The sequence below is a fragment of the Acidovorax lacteus genome, from assembly GCF_039540375.1.
GTDB lineage: Bacteria > Pseudomonadota > Gammaproteobacteria > Burkholderiales > Burkholderiaceae_C > Acidovorax_G > Acidovorax_G lacteus.
Map to the genome: position 1 here is coordinate 385521 of NZ_BAABEX010000007.1, position 22614 is coordinate 408134.

A 22614-nucleotide genomic window follows, 5' to 3' on the forward strand; every position below is an offset into this window, starting at 1 on the left:
CGGGCCTGCCGCTCCGGTATGCGTGCGCAGGCGGCCGGGCTGCCCGTATCGGCGCACAATCGCAGCCTTTGCATGACGGCTGTAGCGGGCCCGCTCCGCCGCAGCCATGAATCGCCCGTGAATTCCCCTGTTGTTGCGTCTTTGGTGCCGGTGGTGCTGTTCATCGCCATCGGCTATGTGGTCGGCCTGCGTGGCTGGATCCGTGCGGGTTCGGTCAAGGACCTGTCCAACCTCGTGTTCATGGTGCTCACACCCGCGCTGCTCTTTCGCACCATGGGACAGGTGCGCATCGAAGACCTGGATTTCGGCCCCATCGGTGTGTACTTTGCCGCCGCGGGGCTGGTGTTTGCGGGCACCATGCTGCGCCAGGGCTTCAGCAGCCTGGCGGCAGCGCGCGCGCTGGCCAACACGTTCAGCAACACCATCATGATCGGCGTGCCGCTGGTGGGCCTGGCCTTTGGACAGCAGGGACTGGTGACGCTGTTCACGCTGATTTCAGTGCACGCGCTCATCCTGCTCACGGCCGCAACGGTGGTATTTGAACTGGCCGTGGCCCGCGAGAAGGCCGGGCAGCCCGACCATGTGGCGCTGCCGCTGTGGCGCACGGTGCTGCAGGCGGTGCGCAACGGCATCGTGCATCCGGTGCCGCTGCCCATCATTGCAGGCCTTCTGTTTGCGCAAACGGGCCTGCCGATTCCTGATGTCATCGACAAACCGCTGCAACTGCTGGGCCAGGCGCTGGGCCCGCTGGCGCTGCTGCTGGTGGGCGTGACGCTGGCGTTTACCAAGGTGGGCGGGTTTTTCAAGGCCGCGCTGCAGATTGCGCTGGTCAAAAACATCGCCATGCCGCTGGTGCTGGCGGCCTTGGGCTGGGCCCTCGGGCTGTCGGGCCTGTCGCTGGCGGTGATGATCGTCGCGGCCTCGCTGCCCGTAGGGGCCAACGTGTTCCTGTTTGCCCAGCGCTACGAGGTTGCGCAGGACGAAGTCACGGCCAGCGTGGCCGTTTCCACGGCGCTGGGGTTGGCGACCACCCCGGTGGTGCTGTGGGCCGTGACACGCTGGGTGGCCTGACGGTCTGGTCGCCACAGCGGCAGCGGCTCAGGGGGCGAGGCGCTCGCGCACCCACTGGCCCGCTGCGTCCAGGCGGTAGTGCAGCCGGTCGTGCAAGCGGCTTTTGCGGCCCTGCCAGAACTCCCACTGGTCGGGCTTGAGCCGGTAGCCGCCCCAGTGCGGCGGGCGCGGCGGGTTGAGCAGAAACTGCGCGCCGTACTTGGCCGCATTGGCCACGAGCACGCCGCGGCCTTCAATCACTTGGCTTTGCGGGCTGGCCCAGGCGCCAATGCGCGAATCGAGCGGGCGACTGTGGAAGTAAGCATCGCTCTCGTCGGCATCGACCTTTTCGACCACGCCCTCGATGCGCACCACGCGCTCCAGCTCCACCCAATGGAATTGCAGCGCCGCGTACGGGTTGCCCGCGAGCTGCCGGCCCTTGCGGCTCTCGTAATTGGTGTACCAGACGATGCCGCGCGCGTCGTAGCCCTTGATCAGCACCACGCGGGTGCTGGGCCGCAGGTCGCTGCCCACGGTGGCCAGCGTCATGGCGTTGGGCTCAGGCACCTCGGCGTTGATGGCTTCCTGCAGCCACTGGTCGAACTGTTGCAGCGGATCGGCATGCGAGGCGTCCTCGTTGAGTTCGGCACGCTCGTAGCTTTTGCGCAGGTCGGCGATGGAAGATTTCATGCCCCGCATTGTGCCCGCGGCGTGCGCAGCCATGGGGCCGGGCGGGTAGCATGTCCCACCATGACGACACGCTTTTCGGGCACGCCCGGCGCGACGCCAGCGCCGGTGGTGCTGGTGCTGGCTTCAGGGCTGGGCCGTCGGTTTCGCGCCTCGGGCGGCCAAGTGCACAAGTTACAGGCGCTGCTGGCCGGGCGGCCGGTGCTGGAGCGCACGCTCGATGCCGTGCGGGCCAGCGGTCTGCCCTGGCACCTGGAAGATGCCGGCCATCCAGGCATGGGCGATTCGATTGCAGCGGCCGTGCGCGCTACGTCGGCTGCACCAGGCTGGTTGGTGCTGCCTGGCGATTTGCCGCTGGTGCAACCCGCCACGCTGAGGGCTGTGGCCGCAGCGCTGGCCCAGGCCGATGTGGTGCTGCCCTGGTGTCAAGGTGTGCGGGGGCACCCGGTCGGGTTTTCAGCCCGCTGCGGGGCCGCCTTGATGGCGCTGGCCGGGGAGGAGGGGGCGTCTTCCATCGTCCGGCAATGGCAGGTCGAGGGCCGCGTGCTGCGCTGGGACACAGCCGACACCGGCTGCATCACCGATATCGACACCACGGACGACCTGGCCCGGGCCGAGGCGCTGTGGCAAGCGCAAGCCACCCCTGGAGCCCGTGCGCCGGATGACCGTACGTCAGCGCCTGGCCCGCAAGCCGCAGGCCATGCCACGCATCCGGGCGAGTGCGGGTGTCAGTAAGCGGCCGTTTTGTCGGCCTGGATGACCGCGCACGCAAGGCGAGGGCCCGCATTGCCTGTGGGCTGGGTTTTGTAGTCGTCCGGATCGCGGTGGACGATCAAGCCCTTGCCCACCACATCGGCCGCACCCGCGCCCACGCGGATCGTGCGCGACTCAAATTGCAGCCGGGCCACGCCCGCGCTGTCGGCCTTCAGGCTGGGCAGGTCACCGGCGTGGTGATCGCCCTGGCCGTGCTGGCCATGTCCATGCCCGCCAGGATTGAAGTGACCGCCAGTGCTCATGCCGTCGCCGCTGGAGCAGTCGCCTTTCTCATGCACATGGAAGCCGTGCTCAGCGCCCGGCTTGAGGCCGCGCACTTCCGCGGTGACCAGCACCTTGTCACCCTGCTGCACGAATCGCACGGTGCCGGTGGTGGCGTTGCCGCGCGTGGCCTGCAACTGGGCGGTGGCCGACGGCCCTTGCGGAGCCGACGCGCAGGCCGACAGCATGGCTGCGCTGACGACGGTGATAACGGCAGAGCAGCGAGGAAAAGTGCGCATGGGAGACTCCTGGCGGTCAGGTGTTAGAGGGCGATCCAGTGTGCCTCAGTCCGGAGCGTCCACCAAGGCCAGAAGGCGCGCCAGGGCCTGATCGTGAATGCCCCAGCGTAACAATTCGTGATGGGTGGCGCGCGCATAGTCCAGGGTGGTGCCATAACGGCCCGTGGCCTCGCGGAAAATGCGGCGGTACTCGTCGGGCGCCAACTCTCCGGTGTGGTTGGGGCTCTTGCGCGACAGGGTGAAGGCCAGCGCACGCACCGGCGTCGTCTCGGTCTGGCACACCAGCCAGCGTGGGTCGTACACGGCGGTCACCATTTCGCGCTGCCACAGGTTGATCAGCGTTTGCCGGGCCTGCGGCTGCGGCACCCGAAAGACCATGCCGCGGCAACTGCCGCCCGAGAGCATACCGAACACCAGACCTGGGCATTCGGGCGTGCCACGGTTCACACGGCTCCACATGCGCAGAGCGCGGTGCCATCCGTGCACCCGTGCCATGCGCCGCTCAGCGTAATCAAACTCAGGCCGCCAGATCAACGAGCCGTAGGCAAAAATCCAGAGGTCATCCTGGCCCCCCCAATCGGCCAGCGCCTGCTTCAGCATTGGCTCTGGGTCACGCAGCGGTGCAGGGATGGCGGTCATGGCGTGGCTCTAAAATGGCAGGCTTTTGGTCACTGCGCAGCATATTCAAACGGAGTTGTCTGATGTCTTTCTCGGGTTCTGGAAACGATCGCCAAGAGCGTTTTGTGCTGGGTTTCGTATTCGCGCTGGTGGCACTGGTGGTCCTAGTGGTCATCGGTTCCGCCCTCGCCAAGCGCACCCCGGCTGTCCAAGCAAAAACGGCTCCAGCCACGCTGGTGATGCAGGTGGCACCGATCGAGGAACTGGCCAGTGTGCGCGTGGAAAACGGCATGGTGCTGTTCTTCTTTGCAACCGCCAAGGCGGAACTTGCGACCGGTGCGAGCGAAGCCCTGTTTGACATCGTCAAGGGTGTCGGCGAGGGCAAGAAGGCCGTCATCTCCGGCTTCCACGACGCCACAGGTGACGCTGCCGCCAACGCCGAACTGGCGAAGCAGCGCGCGATGGCGGTGCGCGATGCACTGCTGGCGCTGGGCGTGACCGACGACAAGATTGAGCTCAAGAAGCCCGAGCAGACCCAGGGCACGGGCGATGCAGCCCAGGCACGCCGTGTGGAGGTGGCGCTGGCTGCCCTGTGAGCCGTGACGGCGCGCATGCATCGTCGCGCTGCCTTTGAGCGCCGTACAAACAATGCCCCACAAAAAAGCCCGGTATCACCGGGCTTTTTTTATGGCTAGCCAGCCTCCCAGGCTTGGGCAAGGGCAGGGGATCAGCGCAGGCCTTGACCCGCTGCACCTTCTGCGCGCTGGATGAGTTCGATCTTGTAGCCGTCCGGGTCGGTCACAAACGCAATGACTGTGGTGCCGCCCTTCACAGGGCCAGGTTCGCGGGTCACGTTGCCGCCCGCCGAGCGGATTTTCTCGCACGCGGCGTACACGTCGGGTACGCCCAGCGCGATGTGGCCGTATGCCGTGCCGATGTCGTAGCTTTCGACGCCCCAGTTGTAGGTCAGCTCGATTTCGGCCTGACCGGGGTTGCCGCCGTCGAAGCCCAGAAAAGCCAACGAATACTTGTACTCAGGGTTCTCGGAGGTACGCAGCAATTGCATGCCCAGCACCTGGGTGTAGAAATCGATGGAGCGCTGGAGGTTGCCCACACGGAGCATGGTGTGCAGAAATTTCATGCCGCCCATTGTGCGATGAACACAAAAACCCGTCGCAGCAATGCTGTGCTGCTTCGTGGCTGCCTTCTGGTCGTCGTCATCACACGGCGGGTTGGTGCACGATAGTGACCGGCAGCTTGGCCCCCTGCAAGACCGCCTGCGAAACCGAGCCCAAGATCAGGCCCTGTACCGGGCCACGGCCGCGGGCGCCCATGACGATCTGGCTGCACCCATGGCGGTGCGCGCATTCGAGCACCATTTCTGCTGGATCGCCGGTCAAGAGTTCTTGCTCGTACGGAATCTCGGCGTCCGCAAGCAGTGCGCTGGCCTGCGCCAAGGCTTGACGTCCAGCAGCGGCCGACCAACGTGCGAGTACCTCGGCATCGGGCGGCATTAACAACTCGTAGAGATACGTGGGCTCCTGCGCTGACGCGATGACCACCGACAACTGGAGCCCTGAGCGCGCAAGCCCGATCACATGGCGTACGGCGGCCAATGCCCCCTCAGACCCATCGACCGCAAGCAATAACTTGTGCTGATTCAGCACGACCACGTCTCCCCGTCGTCACACCGGGACGGTGTAGTTGAGCGTCATCCTGCCCCCATCTACAGTGACAATTTCGCCCGTCACATAGCTGGCCGCATCGCTGGCGAGCCAGGCGACCACATCGGCGATTTCCGACGGCTCACCCAGGCGCTTCATGGGGGTACGGCTCAGGATTTTGTGGCGGGCCTCATCACTCGTGAGCACGGCCTTGGCCGCGAGTTCGGTGGCTATGGTGCCGGGCGCCACCGCATTGACCCGTACACCCCGGTCGGCAAGCGCCAGGGCCATCACCCGGGTGAGCTGGTTGATGCCGCCTTTGCTGACGTTGTAGCTCGAAATGTTGGGTATGGCGAGCGTGCCATTGACCGAACTCATGTTGACGATCGAGCCTCCGCCTTGCGCCACCATGGTCCGTGCAATGGCCTGACCGACTAGAAATGCACCCTTCAGGTTCACCCTGATCACGGCATCAAAGTCCGCCTCTGTGACGTCGAGAAAGTCTGCGGCACGGAAGATGCCTGCGTTGTTGACCAGCACATCAACACGACCGTGAGCCTTCAGAACCGCCGCAACCATGCCGTCGACATCGGCTTTTGCACCAACGTCACAGTGCAGATAAAGACCTTGCACCGACTGCGCCAGCGTCTGTCCGCGCGCATCGTCCACATCGACTACCACCACACGCGAACCCTCGGCAGCAAAGCGGCGCACACAGGCCTCGCCAATACCTTGTGCGCCGCCCGTTACAACAACCACGCGGCCCTGGTGGCCGAATGCGATGGTGGCGGACGACGCGGGACTCGTGGAGGGCAGATTCATGGGAGCAACGGGAAACAGAAAAGCCTATGAGCATACGACAGCCGCCTGGCGGGCAAACTGGATCAAACCTTTGTTAGATACGATGTATATTATGTTAAGTAGTGAATTGATCGCGTAAAAGCCATGCTTGCTAGACGACACCGACACCGTCGGTGGCCCCCCTATCACGCGAAACACTCAGGTGATGCGTGCATGGGTTGCGGGCTCCAGTGTCCGCAGGCGGAGACTGCCACTCGCCCAGAGCAACCAAAGGTCCGCAGCGCCTGGGCTGTACACCGTCGATCACCAGCCGCGATGCAGTCGGCATATCGGGACTCCCAGCCCGGAGATGGGCCGTCACCAAGGGCCCCGCAGAAGCAAGCCCGCGTCGCTCAAGCAGCGCCGAAGAACGCCTGCTGTCGCTTCACCGAAGCCTGCATCTGCCGCGCAATGTTCCCGCAGACCAGATCGCACAGCGCATACACCGATTCGTCCGCGAAGCGGTAGTACACGGCAGTGCCTCGGCTTTCGCGCTCAACCAGGCCGTGTTTGGTCATCAATGACAGATGGCGCGACACGTTGGCGGCGGTGAAGCCGCAGGCCTGGGCCAGTTCGCCCACGTTGCGCTCACCCTCGCGCAGCAGGTTGAGGATGCGCAGCCGCGTCGGCTCGGCCAGCACCTGGAAGTAACCAGCGATCTGTTCAAGGGCTTCGGGGGGCAAATCTTTCATGGGCGCTCCTGGCGGTCACCGTGGTCGGTCGGAATCCCTTTGCGGTCACAGGTTCCATCATACATCACTTGCGTATTTAGCTTATTAGCTAAATAATGCACTCGTTCGCCGTATCCATGGCCATCCATCGCCGCCGGCACAAGGAGCTTTCCGTGATGCAATCCTCCACGCCAACATTCGCCACAGTGGCCCTTGCCGTGGCCTTGGGCCTTGGCGCCCACCATGTGTCGGCCGCAACGCCGCTGGCCATACAAACCGTGCAGGCGGCCGCCTCTGGGCAGACGCTGACAGTCGATGGCCGCGTCGAGGCCGTGCGCGACACTTCGGTGGCTGCGCCCGTACCCGGCGCCATCGTGGCCGTACTGGTGCGCGTGGGCGACCGCGTGCAGGCCGGGCAAGAGCTGCTGCGGGTGGACGCCCGCGCGGCAGCACAAAACGCCGCCGCCTCGGTGGCTCAGGTAGACGCCGCCCGGGCGAGCCTGGAAGTGGCAAGCCGCGAGTACGAACGCCAGGTGCAACTGCACCAGAAGCAGTACATCAGCCAAGCGGCCCTCGACCGTGCCCAAGCCCAATGGCAGGCGGCCCGTGCCCAGGTGCAGGCCCTGCAGGCCCAGGCCAACGCCGCCTCCACCCAATCGGGCTTGCACACGGTGCGTGCACCCTATGCAGGGGTGGTCGTCGAAGTGCCGGCCCAGTTGGGCGACATGGCCCTGCCTGGCAAGCCGCTGGTGCGCGTGTTCGACCCCTCCCAGTTGCGCGTGACGGCAGACGTGCCGCGCACTGCCATGGGCACGCTACCAGGCGGCACGCTCACGATGAACATTCCAGGCACCGAGCCCGGCCAGTGGACGGTGGACGCCGCCCGCGCCACCTGGGTGCCCGCCGTGGATGCCGCCACCCACACCATGCAGCTGCGCGTGCCGCTGCCGGCCGATGGCAAAGGCATCGCCCCCGGCATGTTTGCGCGCGTGACCCTGCCAGCCGCCGGCGCGGGCGAAGCCGCTCCACGGGTGTTCGTGCCGCGCTCGGCCGTGCTGCGGCGCGCCGAAATGACCGGTGTGTATGTGGTCGATGCCGAAGGCCGCCCTGCCCTGCGCCAGGTGCGCCTGGGGCGCGAGCGGGGGGGCGATGTGGAAGTGCTGAGCGGCCTGCGCGCCGGCGAGCGCGTGGCCACCGATGCTGCGGCCGCCACGGCCCAATTGCGCTGAAGGAGGCCAGCCCATGAGCGCCCCAACACCTCGCATGGCTTCTAGCACCCCCACCCTGGGCGTATCCGGCCGCATTGCTGCGCTGTTCCAGTCGGCACAGATCACCCCCCTGCTGGCGCTGGTGGCCTTTCTGCTCGGCGTGTTTGCCGTACTCGTCACGCCGCGTGAAGAAGAGCCCCAGATCAACGTGACCATGGCCAACGTGATCGTGCCCTTTCCGGGTGCGTCGGTGGCCGATGTGGAGCAAATGGTGGCCACACCGGCCGAGCAGGTGCTGTCGCAGATGGAGGGCACCGAACATGTGATGTCGGTGTCCCGCCCGGGCATGGCCGTGCTCACGGTGCAGTTCAAAGTGGGCGTGCCGCGCACCGAAGCGCTGGTGCGCCTGCACGACACGCTGCGCAGTAATGCCGACTGGCTGCCGCGCGGCCTGGGCGTGCTCGATCCCCTCATCAAGCCCAAGGGCATCGACGACGTACCCATCGTGGCCCTGACGCTGTCGCACCCGCAGGGCGAGGCCGGCGGCTTTGACCTGGAGCGCATTGCGCACAGCCTGGAGGCCGAGATCAAGCGCGTGCCGGGCACTCGCGAGGTTCAGACCCTGGGAGGCCCGGGCCGCGCCGTGATGGTGCAGCTCGATGCTGCACGCATGGCCAGCACGGGCACCACCGTGGCCCAGTTGCGTAGCGCCTTGCAATCGGCCAACCAGGGCATGCCGGTGGGCGAGCTGCTGGCGGCCAACCGCAGCGTAGCGGTCGAGACTGGCCCGTTCTTCCGCAACGCCGACGAGGTGGCCGACCTGATCGTGTCGGTGCGCGACGGCCGCCCGGTGTTCTTGCGCGATGTGGCCGAGGTGGTCGATGGCCCGCTGCCCCCGAGCCGCATGGTGTGGACAGGCGTGGTGGACCGTTCCGGCGCAGCCCCGATGCTGCGCGAGGCCCCGGCCGTGACGATCACCGTCACCAAAAAGGCCGGCCAGAACGCCATCGACGTGGCCAACGCCGTGGTGGCCCAGGTCGATGCGCTGCGCAACACCGTGATCCCGGCCGACGTGGACGTGCGCGTGGTGCGCAACTACGGTGCCACCGCCAACGACAAGGCGCGCCAGCTCATCCAGAAGCTGCTGTTTGCCACCGCCTCGGTGGTGGCACTGGTGTTCGTGGCGCTGGGCCGGCGCGAGGCCGCCATCGTCGGCACGGCCGTGGTGCTCACGCTCACCGTGACGCTGTTCGCATCCTGGGCCTGGGGCTTCACGCTCAACCGGGTGTCGCTGTTCGCGCTGATCTTCTCGATTGGCATCCTGGTGGACGACGCCATCGTGGTGGTCGAAAACATCCACCGCCACCAGCAGCTCTACCCAGGGCGCAGCCTGGCCCAGATCATCCCCGCGGCGGTGGACGAAGTCGGCGGCCCGACCATCCTGGCCACACTCACGGTGATTGCGGCGCTGCTGCCCATGGCCTTCGTGTCGGGCCTTATGGGCCCGTACATGAGCCCCATCCCCATCAACGCCAGCATGGGCATGCTGCTGTCGCTGGCGATTGCCTTCGTGGTCACCCCGTGGCTGGCCCGGCTGTGGATGAAGCACACACCCGCAGGGGCCGATGGTGCCGCCCACGCACCCACCCACGGTGGCTTGGCCGCCCGCCTGCAGCCGCTGTTCGACCGCATCTTCACGCCGCTGCTCGATGAGCACCGGGGCGCCCGCAACCGCGGCCTGCTGGGCCTCGGCGTGGCCTTACTGATTGCCGTGTCGCTGGCGCTGCCTGCCACCGGCCTGGTGCTGCTCAAGATGCTGCCGTTTGACAACAAGTCCGAGTTCCAGGTCATCGTCGACATGCCCGCCGGCACCCCGCTCGAAGAAACCGCGGCCGTGCTGCAGGAACTGGGGGCCCACCTGGCCACGGTGCCCGAAGTGACCGACTACCAGGCCTACGCCGGTACGGCCGCGCCCATCAACTTCAACGGTCTGGTGCGCCAGTACTACCTACGCGCCGGGGGCGAGGTGGGCGACCTGCAGGTCAATCTGGCCGACAAGGCCCATCGCAAGGCCAAGAGCCACGAAATCGCCATGCGTGAGCGCCCCGCCCTGCAGGCCATCGGCCAGCGTCGCGGTGCCAACGTCAAGGTGGTCGAAGTGCCGCCCGGCCCGCCCGTACTGGCCCCCATCGTGGCCGAAATCTACGGCCCCAGCGCCGAAGGCCGCCGCGCCGTGGCCCGCGCCGTGCGCGGTGTGTTTGAGGGCACTCCCGGCATCGTGGACGTGGACGACAGCGGCATTGCCGACGCGCCGCGCACGCTGCTGCTGATCGACCGGCGCAAGGCTGCCCTGCTGGGCGTGGTGCCGCAGGACATCGCGGCCACGCTGCGCGCGGGCCTGTCCGGGGAAGACGTGACCTACCTGCACGACGCCAGCAAGTACCCAGTGCCCGTGGTGCTGCGCCTGCCGCCCCACCAGCAGGGCGATCTCGACGGACTGCTGCAGCTCACGGTGCGCAGCACCGCCGGGCGCACGGTGCCGATCCGCGAGCTGGGCACCGTGAGCGACACCCTGCGCGAGCAGCCCGTCTTCCACAAAGACCTGCTGCCTGTGCACTTCGTGGTGGCTGACATGGCCGGCCGCGTGGACAGCCCGCTCTACGGCATGTTCCAGATGCGCAGCAAGCTGGCCGAGATCGAAACCCCGGGGGGCGGCCGCCTGGATGAATACTGGGTGCGCCAGCCTGCCGAGGCGCTGCGCGGCTACGCGATCAAGTGGGACGGCGAGTGGAAGGTGACCTACGAAACCTTCCGCGACATGGGCCTGGCCTATGCCGTCGGCCTGGTGCTGATCTACCTGCTGGTCGTGGCGCAGTTCGGCTCCTACCTCACGCCGCTGATCATCATGGCTCCGATCCCGCTGACCATCATCGGCGTGATGCCTGGGCACGCGCTGCTGGGCGCGCAGTTCACGGCCACCAGCATGATCGGCATGATCGCGCTGGCCGGCATCATCGTGCGCAACTCGATCCTGCTGGTGGACTTCATCCGCCTGCAGCAGGCCGAAGGAATGCCGCTGGCACGCGCCATCGTAGAGGCGGCTGTCACACGCGCCCAGCCCATCGTGCTAACGGGCCTGGCGGCCATGATCGGCGCGTTCTTCATCCTCGACGACCCGATCTTCAATGGCCTGGCCATTGCGCTGATCTTCGGCATCGCCGTCTCCACGCTGCTCACGCTCGTGGTCATCCCCACGCTGTATTACGCGGCCTACCGCCCGCGTGGCCCTGCAGCGCCCACCGCTTCCCCCACCCCTGAAGGAGCTTCCTCATGACCTCTTGGCAAATTGTTCGCCTCGTTGCCGGCACGTTCATTCTGCTGTCGTTGGCCCTGGGCATCCCCGGCAGCCCGATATTCGTCAGTTCGTGGTGGCTTGCGTTCACGGCTTTTGTGGGCGCCAACCTGCTGCAAAGCGCCCTCACCCGCTGGTGCCTGATGGAGTCCCTCCTGCGCAAGCTGGGCGTGCGCCCGGGCTGCTGATCGGAGTCCGGCCATGAACCGCTTGCTCTTGCCGCGCTGGCGCCGTCCGTTGCTGGGCGCAGCCCTGGCACTGGCCCTGGCACCGGCTGGTGCTGCCGGGCTGTGGGATCTGGCTGCGGCCGCGCGCCAGCACGACCCAGCCGCAGCCGTGGCCCAGGCCACTGCCGCTGCCGGTGCAGCCCGCAGCGACCAGGCCCGCGCGCTGTGGCGGCCCCAGGTGCAGGCGCAGGTCAGCGCGGGCGCCATGGGTGCCAGCAGCGACGTGCGCGGCGCGGCCTTTTCGGCCCCTGGCATGGCGGCCCCAGGCGGCGTGGCCTTTTCCACCCAGTCAGACCCCGGCACCGGCGCCCGCTGGGCCCTGACAGCCCGCTGGCCCTTGTACAGCCCCCAGCGCAGCGCCCAGGAGCGCCAGCTGGACACGGCGGCCACGCTGGCCGACCTGCAGGCCGCCAGCACCCGCCAGGGGCTGGATCTGCTGGTGGCCCAGCGCTACCTAGACACGGTGCAGGCCGGGCAGGCGCTGGCCGTGCTCCAGCGCCAGCAACAGGCCACCGAGCGCGCGCTGCAAGAAGCGCAAGACCGCTTCCGCCTGGGCGACACCCCCGTGACCGATGTGCGCGAAGCCCAGGCCCGGGCCCGCGCGCTGGCTGCCCAGGTGCTGGACGCCGAACTCCAGCATCGGCAGGCGCGCCAAGCACTGGCCGCCTCGACGGGCACCGATGGGTCTGAGCCGCTGGATGGCCCCGTGCCCGTGGAACACCTGCCCGCCCTGCCCCCGCTGGCGCAGTGGCTCGAACAGGTCGAAACCCGCCACCCGGGCCTGCGCCAGCAACAGCAGGCCGTGGCCCTGGCGCGCGCCCAGGCGGCCGAGGTGGGCCGCGGCAGCGGTGTGGCACTCGACCTGGTGGCCCAGGCCAGCCGCGAGCACCTGAGCGGCAGCGGCCGCTATGGCGCGGCCAGCGCATCGGCCAGCCAGCAAATGCTGGGCCTGCAGCTCACGGTGCCGCTTGGCACCGGCGGCCTGCGCCCGGCGCAGGAGCGCGAGCGGCTGGCCCTGGTCGCGCAGGCCGAGGCCGAATACCAGCGCCAGCGCCAGCAGGTGCTGCTGCAGGCCCGCCAGGGCTGGCAACAACTGGACGCCGCAGCCGTACGCAGCGCCGCACTGCAGGCCGCTGCCGACGCCAGCCGTTTGCGCCGCGAGGCCACTGAACTGGGCCGCCAGGTGGGTGACCGCACCACGCTGGATGTGCTGCTGGCCCAAAACGACGAGGCCGCCGCCCAACTGGCGCTGCAGCAGTGGCAGGCCCGCGCCGCCCTGCTGCGCCTGAAGGTGCTGGCCCTGGGCGATGCGCTGGACGACGCCGCCCTGCGCGCGGCCACAGCCCCCGCCGCCGCCCTGCGCAGTGCAGGGCCCGCACGTTGACTTCGATCAAGGAGCTTCCATGTCCCCCACCGCATCATTGCCAGACCATGCCCACCTCACCGTTGTGGACGTTCGCTCGCCCGGCGAGTTCGCCGCCGGCCACATCGACGGCGCCATCAACCTGCCGCTCGACCGCCTGGCCCAGGACGCGGCGCAGTGGCTGCCCCACAAGCAGGCGCCGCTGGTGCTGTGCTGCCTGTCGGGCGCGCGCTCGGGCCTGGGGGTGCAACTGCTGCGCCAGCAGGGCTACGAAAACGTGGTCAACGGCGGCGGCGTGGGCAGCGTGGCGATGCAGCTGGGGCGCCCCATCGCGCGCGGCTGAAGCACGGCCTGTCTATCCATCAACGGAGTCTTCATGAGCGAATCCCTGGTCACCATCGAGCTGCGCCAGCAGCAGGACTACGCCTTCGACGTGCGGTTTGGCGGCACCGTGCCGCCGCTGCGCACCGACGAACCTGCGCCGCTGGGCGCGGGCACCGGGCCTTCGCCCGTGCAACTGCTGTGCGCCGCCGTGGGCAACTGCCTGAGCGACTCGCTGCTGTTTGCGCTGCGCAAGTTCAAGCAAAACCCCGACCCGCTGCGCTGCACCGTGCAGGCCCAGATCGGCCGCAACCCCGAAGGACGGCTGCGCGTGCTGGCCATCGAGGCCACCTTGCACCTGGGCGTGCCGGCCGCGTCGCTGGCGCACCTGGACCGCGTGCTTGACCAGTTCGAGGCGTTCTGCACCGTCACACAGAGCGTGGGCCAGGGCATTGCCATCACCACCCGCGTGCTCGACGCCGAAGGTGCCGTGCTCAAGTAAGGCGCTGCCACCCGTTTGCCCCTCCCCCTTGCCTGCCGGAGACCCTGCCCATGAAAACCGCCCACGACCTCGTTGCCGCCGCCAAGGGCCGCGTACACGAATGCCCGATCGACCAGGCCGAGCAGGCCATCCGCGACGCCGATGTGCTGGTGGATGTGCGCGAAGCCGACGAGTACCAGGCCGGCCATCTGCCGGGCGCGCTGCACATTTCGCGCGGCATGCTCGAATTCCGCTTCAGCAGCACGCCCGAACTCACGCCGCGCGACCGCCGCGTGGTCCTGTACTGCAAAACCAGCGGGCGCGCCGCGCTGGCCGCCTGCGCTTTGCAGGACATGGGCTACCTGCACGTCACATCGATTGCCGGCGGCTACGACGCCTGGGTGGCCGCGGGCAAGCCCGTAGTCACGCCCGCCGCCCCCTCGTTTGAATAAGGCCGCGCAGGCCCACCCCGCATGTGCGGCTCCAGCCCGGGGCCGCTGCAACCCTGGAGGACCTCCCCATGAATCCCAACGTTGGCACCGCAGACCGCGTGGCTCGCATCCTGGCCGGACTGGTGCTGATCGCCCTGGCCGCCACCGGCACCGTGGGCTGGTGGGGCTGGCTGGGCGTGGTGCCACTGGCCACCGGCCTGTTCCGCTTTTGCCCCGCGTACACGCTGCTGGGCATCCGCACCTGCCCCCTGAACCCGCCTGCCGACAAGGCCTGAGGGCCAAGGGCTGAGGCTTTGCCAGAGCGCGCTGAGCCCGGCGGCCGCAGCTCCAGGCGCTCCAGGCATTTCAAGCCATTTCGGCCTCTACGCCAACAAAGTAGAGCACAAGCAGCTACTGAATTGATAGCAAATAAAGTGGCAGTGCATGTGCCTACGGCGTGTGAGCGGGCTCCAGGAAAGCCCGGCATAACGCCCTGCGGTCTGCGCGGGTGATGCAGAGCTTCCCTAGCCCGCCGCGCGGTGCACGGCCCCCGCTGGTGCCTGCGTGGCCCGTAGGCCTAGGCGGGCCAGCAGCGCTTCGTCGGCCTGCACGTCGGGGTTGCCGGTCACCAGCAGCTTGTCGCCATAAAAGATGGAGTTGGCCCCGGCCATGAAGCACAGGGCCTGCACGGCCTCGCCCAATTGCTGCCGCCCGGCCGACAGGCGCACACGGGCCTTGGGCATGGTGATGCGGGCCACGGCGATCATGCGCACGAAGTCAAACGGGTCGATGGGTTCGCTGTCCGCCAGCGGCGTGCCAGGCACGCGCACCAGGCTGTTGATGGGCACCGATTCGGGGTATGGGTCGAGGTTGGCCAGCTGCGCGATCAGCCCCGCACGGTGCACCGGCGCCTCGCCCATGCCCACGATGCCGCCACAGCACACCCGCAGGCCTGCGGCACGCACATGGGCCAGGGTGTCGAGCCGGTCCTGGTACTGGCGCGTGCTCACCACGTCGGCGTAGTACTCGGGCGCGGTGTCAAGGTTGTGGTTGTAGTAGTCCAGGCCCGCGGCCTTCAGCGCCTGGGCCTGGTGCGCCTCCAGCATGCCCAGCGTGGCGCAGGTTTCCATGCCCAGGCCCTTTACCGCGCCAATCAACTCGGCCATCTTCTCGATGTCGCGGTCTTTGGGCGCGCGCCAGGCAGCGCCCATGCAAAAGCGCGTGGCCCCGGCGTCGCGCGCGGCGCGGGCGGCGGCGGTCACCTCGTCCACGCCCATCAGCTTTTGCGCCTGCACGCCGGTGTCGAACTCGGCCGCCTGCGGGCAGTAGCCGCAGTTTTCAGGACAGCCGCCGGTCTTGACCGACAGCAGCGTGGCCAGCTCCACGTCGCCGGCGGGCCAGTGCGCGCGGTGCACGGTTTGCGCCTCGTACACCAGGTCGAGCAGCGGGCGGTCCAGCAGCGCCTGCACGGCCGGCACGCTCCAGCGCTCGGGCGTTGTGGCGGCGCTGGCCCCGGCGCTCGGGCGTGGGGCATGCCAGCGCAGCGGCTGGGGTGCAGCCGTGGGGGCGGTGGCGGGGGCATCAACGTTGTGCGGGGACATCGGCTCTCCTGTTGCGGTGGGCACACAGCCCGGCAGATCGCGGGCTGATCTGGCCGCGCATTGTGGGCCGTGCAGGCGCGCCCAAGGTCGCTTTTGCGCACGATCACGTCACAAAAAGTGCCAGTGTTTTCGCTGCCCTCAACCGCTGGCAAATGGCGCCAAGACGCAGCCTGAAGCGAGCGCGTTGCGCGCCGTTGCCGGCACTTGCGCCGCTCTGCAGCAAAATGCGCCGAACCCGCCAGCAACCACGGCCAAACGCAGCCAAATGCGCCCAGGCTGCGCGGCCCGATGGCGCTTTACAGCGCCCGCCAGAGCAGCAAGCCCACTCCGGCCACCCCCACCAGGGCTGCCACGGCCAGCAGCAGCGCCGCACGCAAGGCCACCGCGCCCAGCACCCGGGCCTGGCGCAGCACCGCGCTGGCCGCCACCAGCGCAAATGCGGCGGTCCAGGCCACAAAGCCTGCACCGGCAGGCGACAGGAGCGCATGAGAGCGCCAGCCCCAATGGGCGTTGAGCGCAGCCACAGCGCACCACAGCAGGGCCGATGCCATGCGGTGCCCGGCGGGCCCGCCGCGACCGCGCCATCGGCGCAGCGCATGCGCCCACAGCAGCGCGTTGCTGGCCACCGCAGCCAGTTCCAGCGGCCACAGCCAGGCGGCCGGCCAGATATACAGCAGCGCCCCCAGGCCGAATGCGAACACCTGCGCGCCGTTCAGGCTCTGCCCGTCCGGGCCCGTGGCCGCGGGCAGCACCAGGCTGCTCAGCCACAGGGCCAGGGCCAAGGCCAGCGTGCTGCGCTCAAGGGTGTCAGGGGCCGCCGCAGGGGGCTGCATCCAGGCCGGTTGGGGGAGGCCCAGGCGGCGCATCAGCGGACGTCCAAGCGCGCCAGCGAGCGTGCCAGGTTGGCCCGCGCCCGCTCTTCCCAGCCCAGCGGCGCCACGGCCTCTGAATACAGCCGCGGCTGGGCCAGCAGCGTGCGCAGCAGGCGGCTGCGGCCGGCGGCAAAGGCGTCGTCGGGCACCCAAGCGTATTCGGCGCGCACCTGGGCTTCGTAGCGATCAAACCGCGCAGGCTCGGCCGCCAGAATGGCCAGGTCGATGTCGGTGAGCAGCGCTGCGTCGTGTGCGCCGCAGGCCGAGGTGTTGGGCACGCCGTGCCCGTGGCAGGTGGCCAGCACCAGTTGCGCCACGGCGGCCACGCGCGCGGGCGCCATCTGGGCAGCCGCCAGCGCTTCGGCCGCCCAGGCGGCGCTCCGGGCCTCGTTGTCGTGGGCGCGCGGGTCGTACACCGCATCGTGGAACCACAGCGCCATCGCCAGCACCGGCAGGTCGTGCGCATGGGCTTGTAGCAAGCGCAGGTGCTGCAGACATTCGCCCAGATGTTCAAGCGTGTGGTAGTGGCGCTGCGGCTCACACCAGGCGGTGTGCAGTGCCTGCCAGGTCGGGGTGGGGTCGCCCTGAGCGCCACTGGTGTGCCACAGGGCGGCAAACGCGGGGGCGTCCACGCCAAAGCGGAACGGCGCCTCTGGGGCGCCGTGGATGGGGACTTGCGCGGGGGCGGCGGCATCGGGTGCGGGCATGCCCCGATGCTGCCACAGCCCCGGGCGCGTCAGGCAGTCTGGCGCGTAGGCATCTGCGCGGTTTGCTGGTCGAGCAGCACTTCGGGCTCGTCGGCCTCCACGCCCGTGGGGTGGTCCAGCCCGTCGTGCAGGCGCTGCATGTCGAGATCGCCCGTCCACTTGGCCACCACCAGTGTGGCCACGCCGTTGCCCACCAGGTTGGTCAAGGCGCGGGCTTCCGACATGAAGCGGTCGATGCCAAGGATCAGCGCCAGCCCGGCCACGGGCACGCCGCCCACGGCCGACAGCGTGGCCGCCAGCACGATGAAGCCGCTGCCGGTGATGCCCGCCGCGCCCTTGGAGGTAAGCAGCAGCACGGCCAGCAGCGTGAGCTGCTGCGTGAGCGTCATGGGCGTGTCGGTGGCCTGTGCGATGAACACCGCGGCCATGGTCAGGTAGATCGAGGTACCGTCGAGGTTGAAGGAATATCCCGTGGGGATCACCAGGCCCACCACCGACTTGCGCGCGCCCAGGTTTTCGAGCTTTTCCATCATGCGGGGCAGCACCGATTCCGACGACGAGGTGCCCAGCACGATGAGCAGTTCTTCCTTGATGTAGCGGACGAACTTCACAATGCTGAAGCCGTGCAGCCGAGCGATCAGGCCCAGCACCACAAACACGAAGAACAGACACGTGAGATAAAACGCACCCATCAGCTTGCCGAGCTGGAACAGCGAGCCCACGCCGTACTTGCCGATGGTGAAGGCCATGGCCCCAAACGCACCGATGGGGGCGACCTTCATGATGATGCCCACGATGTCAAACAGCACGTGCGAGCTGCGCTCGATAAAGTCGAACACCAGCGTGCCGCGGCCGCCGAACTTGTGCAGCGCAAAGCCGAACAGCACCGAGAACAGCAGCACCTGCAGGATCTCGCCCTTGGCAAACGCATCGACCACCGAGGTCGGGATCACGTTCAACAGGAAGTCCACCGTGCCCTGCATCTTGCCCGGTGCGGTGTAGGCGCTGATGCTCTTGGTGTCGAGCGTGCTCGGGTCCACATGCATCCCGGCGCCCGGCTGCAGCACATTGACGACCACGAGACCGATGATGAGCGCCAGCGTAGAGACGATCTCGAAGTACAGCAGCGCCAGGCCCCCGGTCTTGCCGACCTTCTTCATGTCTTCCATGCCGGCAATGCCCACCACCACGGTGCAGAAGATGATGGGCGCGATGATCATCTTGATGAGCTTGATGAACGCATCGCCCAGGGGCTTCATCTCGGCGCCCAGCTGCGGGTAGAAGTGGCCCAGCAGCACGCCGGCCACAACGGCAGCCAGCACCTGGACGTACAGCGATCGGTACAAGGGCTTGCGCCCGGCGGAAGGGGTCATGTCTCGGGACCTCGGTGGTGGGTTCATCGGCGGGCCGATGCACCACCAGGGGGCATGTGCGGCCTTGAGTGCCCCAGGGTGGGGCTGGCGGCGAACGATACGCGGCACCCCCCGGTGCGCCAACTGTGGCGTCCAACAGTAGGGAAAACCCGTATCACCCAGCACAGCCGGGGCCAGGCGGCCTGCAGCGCCGCCGCTGCCGTCAACCGCGCAGGGTGCGCTGCACCTCGGCCAGCGCCGCGCCCCCGGCGCGGCGGCCAAAGGCCGCGTACGCGGGTTCGGCCGCTGCGCGCAGGGCGGCGCGGTCGGTGGCGGTCGCGTTGTGAATGTGCAAGCCCGGCACCTGCCGCAGGTGGGCCAACGCGACCTGTTCCAGCGCGGCGGCGCGCGCATTGCCTTCGGCCAGTGCGGCGGCAGCGGCCTCGCGCAGCCAGGTCTGCTCGTGCGGGGCCAGGCGCGCCCACATGCGCTGGCCCGCCACCAGCGCGTAGCCCAGGTAACCGTGCGATGTCTGCGTCAGGTGCCCCTGCACGGCCGCCAGCCCTTGCGTGTCAAAGTTGCTCAGCGTGTTCTCTGCGCCGTCCACCACCGCCCGCTCCAACGCGCGCCGTGTCTCAGCAAACGGCAGGGCCACCGGTTCGGCGCCCCAGGCCCGCATCTGCGCCGACAGCACGGCCGAGGGCTGGATGCGCAGGCGCAACCCGGCCAGGTCGGCTGGCTGGCGCAGCACGCGCGGCCCGCTCAGGTGCTTGAAGCCGTTGTCCAGGTAGCCCAGGCCCACCATGTCGCGCTGGGCCAGCGCGCCCAGCAGCCGTGCGCCGATAGGGCCTTGGGTGATGCGCCGCACCTGCGGCAGGTTGTCAAACAGCAGCGGCAGGTCGAACAGTTCAAAGGCCGGAAACCCGCCCGCCGCAAACTTCGAGAGCGAAGGCGCGAGCAGGTCCACCGCGCCCAGGCGCAGCGCTTCCAGCTCGTCTTCGTCGCCGTACAGCTGTGAATCGGGATAGACCTCCAGCGCCATGCGCCCGCCCGACTGCGCCTGCAGATGGCGCTGCAGCGCGCGCGCCATGGTGCCCTTGGGCGTATCCTCGGTGACCACGTGCGACAGCCGCAGGCGGCGCACAGCCCCGCTGGCCACCGGCCCCGCAACCGCCCACCCGGCCAGGCCTGTGGCCGCCGCTGTGAGCCAGCGGCGGCGCCGGATCGCCGGTGTGGACGTTTGAACTTTCTGCATGGAGCCGATGCTACCCCCGACACCGCCTGCCGAACCCGCCCTGGCGTGGGACGGCCCGCCCCCCGACAGTGTGGCCGCCGTGCCGCGCCGCACGCTGTGGGCGCTGCTGGCCATGCTCGCGCTGGTGGTGCTGTCGGTGGCGCTGCTCGTGGCCTACCTGCAGCGCGAAGAAGCCCAAGACCGCCAGCGCCGCCAGAATGCCGACGCCGAGTGGCTCGACCAGACGCTGCGCTTTCAGTTGCGGCGGCTCGAATCCGACCTGCTGCTGGCCGCTGCGGCCCCCGCGGGTGCTAACACCGCCTTGCCCCGCGCGGGCACGCTGTGGCGCACCACGGGCGTGGTGCGCGCGCGGCTGCCGCTGCGCTGCTTGGGCGCGCCACCGGCGGCCGACGGGGCCGAAGCCCTGCCGCACCCGGCCGAACTGCGCACCTTGCTCGACACCGTGTACGGCCTGCAGCGCAGCGCCTACGCAGGCCCTTTGCCCGCCGCCGAGGGCCGCCCGGCCACGCTGTGGCTGGCCTTGCCGCTGCCCGGCCGGGGCGATGGCTGCTTACTGGCCGAATTGGGCCTCGATGCGCTGCTCGACGCGGCTGTGCCCGCCTGGTTTGCGCAGGAGCACCACCTGCGTGTGCTGTGGGACCCTCTGGCCTGGCCGCCCGCAGGCGGCAGCGCCTACGAGGCGCCGGTGCAATTGCCCGGCGCAGCCTTGCGCCTGGCCGTGGAGCCACTGGCCGAGCGCACGCCGCTTGCACCCCGGGTGTTCTTCGGCGTGGCGATGTTGGCCTTGCTGGGCATGCTGGCCCTGCTGGCCCTGCTGCTGCGCGACGCGGCCCGCCGCCGCCGGGTGGAGGCGCAGTTGCAGGCCCAGCGCACGCTGCGCGCTGCGCTGGAGCGCGCCGCCCCCGTGGGCCTGGTGGCCTGGGACGCGCAGGGCACGCTGCGTTCGGTCAACGCGGCCTTCCGCCACACGCTGGGCATGGCGGATGGACGCGATGCCGAGCGCCCGCCGTTCTGGCCCCTGCCCCTGCGCGACGCTGCGCAGCCGTTTCCGACCTGCTGCGGCCTGGCCGCGGCACCGGGCGAATCGCTGGAGACCGCCCTGCCCCGCCCAGGTGCGGAACCCGTGGAAATGCTGGTGCAGGTGGCACCGCTGACCCAGCCCGACGGCCGCACGCTGGGCTGGGTGGGCGCGTTTCTCGACATCACCGAGCGCCGCGCGGCCGAACGGCTGGCGGCCGAGCAGCAGCGCAAGCTCGACGCCTCGGGCCGGCTGATCGCCGTGGGCGAGGTGGCGTCCACGCTCGCGCACGAACTCAACCAGCCGCTGGGCGCGCTGAGCAGCTTTGCGCACGGCCTGCTCAACCGGGTACAAGCCCAGCGCATCAACCCCGACGAGCTGGCCAGCGTGGTCGAGCGCATGGCCCGCATGGCCGACAAGGCAGGCCGCGTGATCCAGCGCGCCAACCAGCTTGCGCGCCGCCAGCACGCCACCCGCGAGCCACTGGACCTGTGCGCACTGGCGCAGCAGATGGCGCTGCCACCGGGGGTGCGGCTGGCGCTCGATGTGCCGCCTGGCCCCTGCACCGTGCCCGCCGACGGGCTGCTGCTGGAGCACGCGCTGCGCAACCTGCTGGCCAACGCGGCCGAATGGGCGCTGCACGCGCAGCCCGCGGATGCCCAGGTGCTGCTGCGCGTGCTGCCAGCCACCGAGGGCGCCGCCGAAGTCGGCCTGTGCGTGGAAGACAACGGCCCGGGCGTGCCCGACGACCAACGCACAGCCATCTTCGACGCCTTCACCAGCCACAAACCTGGCGGCATGGGCATGGGCCTGTCCATCTGCCGCTCGGTGGCCGAAGCGCACGGCGGGCGCATCACCGTCGAGCGCAGCGCGCAGTTGCACGGGGCACAATTCACGCTGTGGTTGCCCAACACGCCCTGAACCCGCTGGTGCACGTCGTGGACGACGATGCCGACTTCCGCGACGGCCTGGCCTGGCTGCTGGATTCGCGCGGGCTGCCGGTGCGCACCTGGGCCGACGGTGCCAGCTTCTGGCAGCACGTGGGCAACACGCCCGGCCCCTGGGAGCCCTGCGTGGTGCTGCTCGACATCCGCATGGAGCCGCTGTCGGGCCTGGCGGTGTTCGAGCGGCTGCGCGAGCGCGGCTGGCCCTGGCCGGTGCTGTTTCTCACCGGGCATGGCGACGTAGGCATGGCCGTGGCCGCCGTCAAGAACGGGGCCTGGGATTTTCTGGAAAAGCCCTTCCAGGACAACCAGCTGGTGGACCGCGTGGACGCTGCGCGTGCCGAGGCCCTGGCGCGGCATGCGGCCGAAGGCGAGCGCCTGGCGTTCCAGCGCGCCCTGGCCCAGTTGAGCGCACGCGAGCGCGAGGTGCTGGACGAGCTGCTGCAGGGCCACTACAACAAGAACATTGCCGACCACCTGGGCATCACGCAGCGCACGGTGGAATTCCACCGCGCGAACATCTTCGACAAGCTGGGCGTGCAGTCGGCCGTAGAACTGGCCCACCGCATGGGGCGCTACGCGGCGCCCGCACCGACCGCCACCGCGCCCGCAATGCCGACGCCCGCCAGCGCAGCACCCGGCACCATGCTGCCGCCAGACCAAGCCTGACGCGCGGGC

25 protein-coding genes are annotated in these 22614 nt (G+C 68.9%); 13 read left to right on the forward strand and 12 right to left on the reverse strand.

The genetic code is table 11. The features are described 5' to 3' along the window. Positions 1-117: 117 nt before the first annotated feature. The gene (locus ABD866_RS05170) at positions 118-1071 is read left to right on the forward strand and encodes an AEC family transporter (RefSeq protein ID WP_345061831.1); all 954 of its coding nucleotides are present in this window, start codon (positions 118-120) and stop codon (positions 1069-1071) included. 27 nt (positions 1072-1098) lie between these two features. Here the strand turns inward: ABD866_RS05170 and pdxH are convergent, their stop codons facing one another. Then, a complete protein-coding gene (gene pdxH, locus ABD866_RS05175) occupies positions 1099-1740 on the reverse strand; it encodes a pyridoxamine 5'-phosphate oxidase (protein ID WP_345061833.1) in 642 nt (213 codons plus the stop codon). A gap of 60 nt (positions 1741-1800) precedes the next feature. Between pdxH and ABD866_RS05180 the strand changes: the two genes are divergently transcribed. After that, positions 1801-2472 (forward strand): NTP transferase domain-containing protein, encoded by a 672-nt coding sequence (locus tag ABD866_RS05180; RefSeq protein ID WP_345061835.1) that lies wholly within the window; start codon positions 1801-1803, stop codon positions 2470-2472. Here ABD866_RS05180 and ABD866_RS05185 read toward each other — a convergent pair. Together ABD866_RS05185 and ABD866_RS05190 are read right to left on the reverse strand one after the other, a co-directional pair. Next, complete coding sequence (locus ABD866_RS05185; RefSeq protein ID WP_345061837.1) at positions 2466-3011, reverse strand: superoxide dismutase family protein; 546 nt, start codon at positions 3009-3011, stop codon at positions 2466-2468. The two genes, ABD866_RS05180 and ABD866_RS05185, sit on opposite strands and share 7 nt — an antisense overlap. 45 nt (positions 3012-3056) lie before the next feature. Then, the gene (locus ABD866_RS05190; RefSeq protein WP_345061839.1) at positions 3057-3650 is read right to left on the reverse strand and encodes a gamma-glutamylcyclotransferase; all 594 of its coding nucleotides are present in this window, start codon (positions 3648-3650) and stop codon (positions 3057-3059) included. Positions 3651-3712: 62 nt separating this feature from the next. Here ABD866_RS05190 and ABD866_RS05195 point away from each other — a divergent pair, with 62 nt between their 5' ends. Next, on the forward strand, positions 3713-4225 hold the full coding sequence (locus tag ABD866_RS05195; protein WP_345061841.1) for an OmpA family protein: 513 nt from the start codon (positions 3713-3715) through the stop codon (positions 4223-4225). Positions 4226-4356: 131 nt separating this feature from the next. Here the strand turns inward: ABD866_RS05195 and gloA are convergent, their stop codons facing one another. The 4 genes from gloA to ABD866_RS05215 form a co-directional block, all read right to left on the reverse strand. Then, positions 4357-4770 (reverse strand): lactoylglutathione lyase, encoded by a 414-nt coding sequence (gene gloA / locus ABD866_RS05200; protein WP_345061843.1) that lies wholly within the window; start codon positions 4768-4770, stop codon positions 4357-4359. A gap of 79 nt (positions 4771-4849) precedes the next feature. Further along, positions 4850-5296 (reverse strand): universal stress protein, encoded by a 447-nt coding sequence (locus tag ABD866_RS05205; protein WP_345061845.1) that lies wholly within the window; start codon positions 5294-5296, stop codon positions 4850-4852. A gap of 18 nt (positions 5297-5314) precedes the next feature. Continuing rightward, a complete protein-coding gene (locus ABD866_RS05210; protein ID WP_345061847.1) occupies positions 5315-6115 on the reverse strand; it encodes an SDR family NAD(P)-dependent oxidoreductase in 801 nt (266 codons plus the stop codon). Between the two features lie 371 nt (positions 6116-6486). Beyond that, the gene (locus tag ABD866_RS05215) at positions 6487-6825 is read right to left on the reverse strand and encodes an ArsR/SmtB family transcription factor (RefSeq protein ID WP_345061849.1); all 339 of its coding nucleotides are present in this window, start codon (positions 6823-6825) and stop codon (positions 6487-6489) included. A gap of 155 nt (positions 6826-6980) precedes the next feature. On the opposite strand from ABD866_RS05215, the gene ABD866_RS05220 reads away from it, so the two are divergent. The 8 genes from ABD866_RS05220 (at position 6981) to ABD866_RS05255 (ending at position 14483) form a co-directional block, all read left to right on the forward strand. Next, positions 6981-8033 carry an efflux RND transporter periplasmic adaptor subunit gene (locus ABD866_RS05220; protein WP_345062488.1) on the forward strand — a complete coding sequence of 351 codons (1053 nt, stop codon included), beginning with the start codon at positions 6981-6983 and terminating at the stop codon, positions 8031-8033. Positions 8034-8067: 34 nt separating this feature from the next. After that, complete coding sequence (locus tag ABD866_RS05225; RefSeq protein ID WP_345061851.1) at positions 8068-11346, forward strand: efflux RND transporter permease subunit; 3279 nt, start codon at positions 8068-8070, stop codon at positions 11344-11346. Continuing rightward, positions 11343-11552 (forward strand): YgaP family membrane protein, encoded by a 210-nt coding sequence (locus ABD866_RS05230; protein ID WP_345061853.1) that lies wholly within the window; start codon positions 11343-11345, stop codon positions 11550-11552. Before ABD866_RS05225 ends, ABD866_RS05230 begins: the two co-directional genes overlap by 4 nt. 13 nt (positions 11553-11565) lie before the next feature. Further along, entirely contained in the window at positions 11566-12975 is a 1410-nt protein-coding gene (locus ABD866_RS05235) for a TolC family protein (RefSeq protein WP_345061855.1), read from the forward strand. A 19-nt stretch (positions 12976-12994) separates the two neighbouring features. Continuing rightward, positions 12995-13297: a rhodanese-like domain-containing protein gene (locus ABD866_RS05240; RefSeq protein ID WP_345061857.1), complete on the forward strand. Its 303-nt coding sequence runs from the start codon at positions 12995-12997 to the stop codon at positions 13295-13297. 33 nt (positions 13298-13330) lie between these two features. Continuing rightward, positions 13331-13777: an OsmC family protein gene (locus ABD866_RS05245; RefSeq protein WP_345061859.1), complete on the forward strand. Its 447-nt coding sequence runs from the start codon at positions 13331-13333 to the stop codon at positions 13775-13777. A gap of 50 nt (positions 13778-13827) precedes the next feature. After that, positions 13828-14208 carry a rhodanese-like domain-containing protein gene (locus tag ABD866_RS05250; protein ID WP_345061862.1) on the forward strand — a complete coding sequence of 127 codons (381 nt, stop codon included), beginning with the start codon at positions 13828-13830 and terminating at the stop codon, positions 14206-14208. 68 nt (positions 14209-14276) lie between these two features. Continuing rightward, entirely contained in the window at positions 14277-14483 is a 207-nt protein-coding gene (locus ABD866_RS05255; protein WP_345061864.1) for a YgaP family membrane protein, read from the forward strand. Positions 14484-14711: 228 nt separating this feature from the next. Here ABD866_RS05255 and bioB read toward each other — a convergent pair whose 3' ends face one another. The 5 genes from bioB to ABD866_RS05280 all read right to left on the reverse strand — a co-directional run bounded on the left by bioB (position 14712) and on the right by ABD866_RS05280 (position 19974). Next, the gene (bioB, locus tag ABD866_RS05260) at positions 14712-15788 is read right to left on the reverse strand and encodes a biotin synthase BioB (protein WP_345061866.1); all 1077 of its coding nucleotides are present in this window, start codon (positions 15786-15788) and stop codon (positions 14712-14714) included. A gap of 296 nt (positions 15789-16084) precedes the next feature. Then, positions 16085-16654 (reverse strand): hypothetical protein, encoded by a 570-nt coding sequence (locus tag ABD866_RS05265; protein ID WP_345061868.1) that lies wholly within the window; start codon positions 16652-16654, stop codon positions 16085-16087. After that, entirely contained in the window at positions 16654-17367 is a 714-nt protein-coding gene (locus ABD866_RS05270; RefSeq protein WP_345061870.1) for an HD domain-containing protein, read from the reverse strand. Before ABD866_RS05270 ends, ABD866_RS05265 begins: the two co-directional genes overlap by 1 nt. A gap of 29 nt (positions 17368-17396) precedes the next feature. Beyond that, positions 17397-18740, reverse strand: coding sequence for a dicarboxylate/amino acid:cation symporter (locus ABD866_RS05275; RefSeq protein ID WP_345061872.1), 1344 nt, complete (start codon positions 18738-18740; stop codon positions 17397-17399). 202 nt (positions 18741-18942) lie between these two features. Beyond that, the gene (locus ABD866_RS05280; RefSeq protein ID WP_345061874.1) at positions 18943-19974 is read right to left on the reverse strand and encodes a DctP family TRAP transporter solute-binding subunit; all 1032 of its coding nucleotides are present in this window, start codon (positions 19972-19974) and stop codon (positions 18943-18945) included. Here ABD866_RS05280 and ABD866_RS05285 point away from each other — a divergent pair. Beyond that, positions 19973-21913 (forward strand): ATP-binding protein, encoded by a 1941-nt coding sequence (locus ABD866_RS05285; protein ID WP_345061876.1) that lies wholly within the window; start codon positions 19973-19975, stop codon positions 21911-21913. The genes ABD866_RS05280 and ABD866_RS05285 overlap by 2 nt on opposite strands. Further along, positions 21892-22605 (forward strand): response regulator transcription factor, encoded by a 714-nt coding sequence (locus ABD866_RS05290; RefSeq protein ID WP_425549542.1) that lies wholly within the window; start codon positions 21892-21894, stop codon positions 22603-22605. Before ABD866_RS05285 ends, ABD866_RS05290 begins: the two co-directional genes overlap by 22 nt. The last annotated feature ends 9 nt before the right edge of the window (positions 22606-22614 follow it).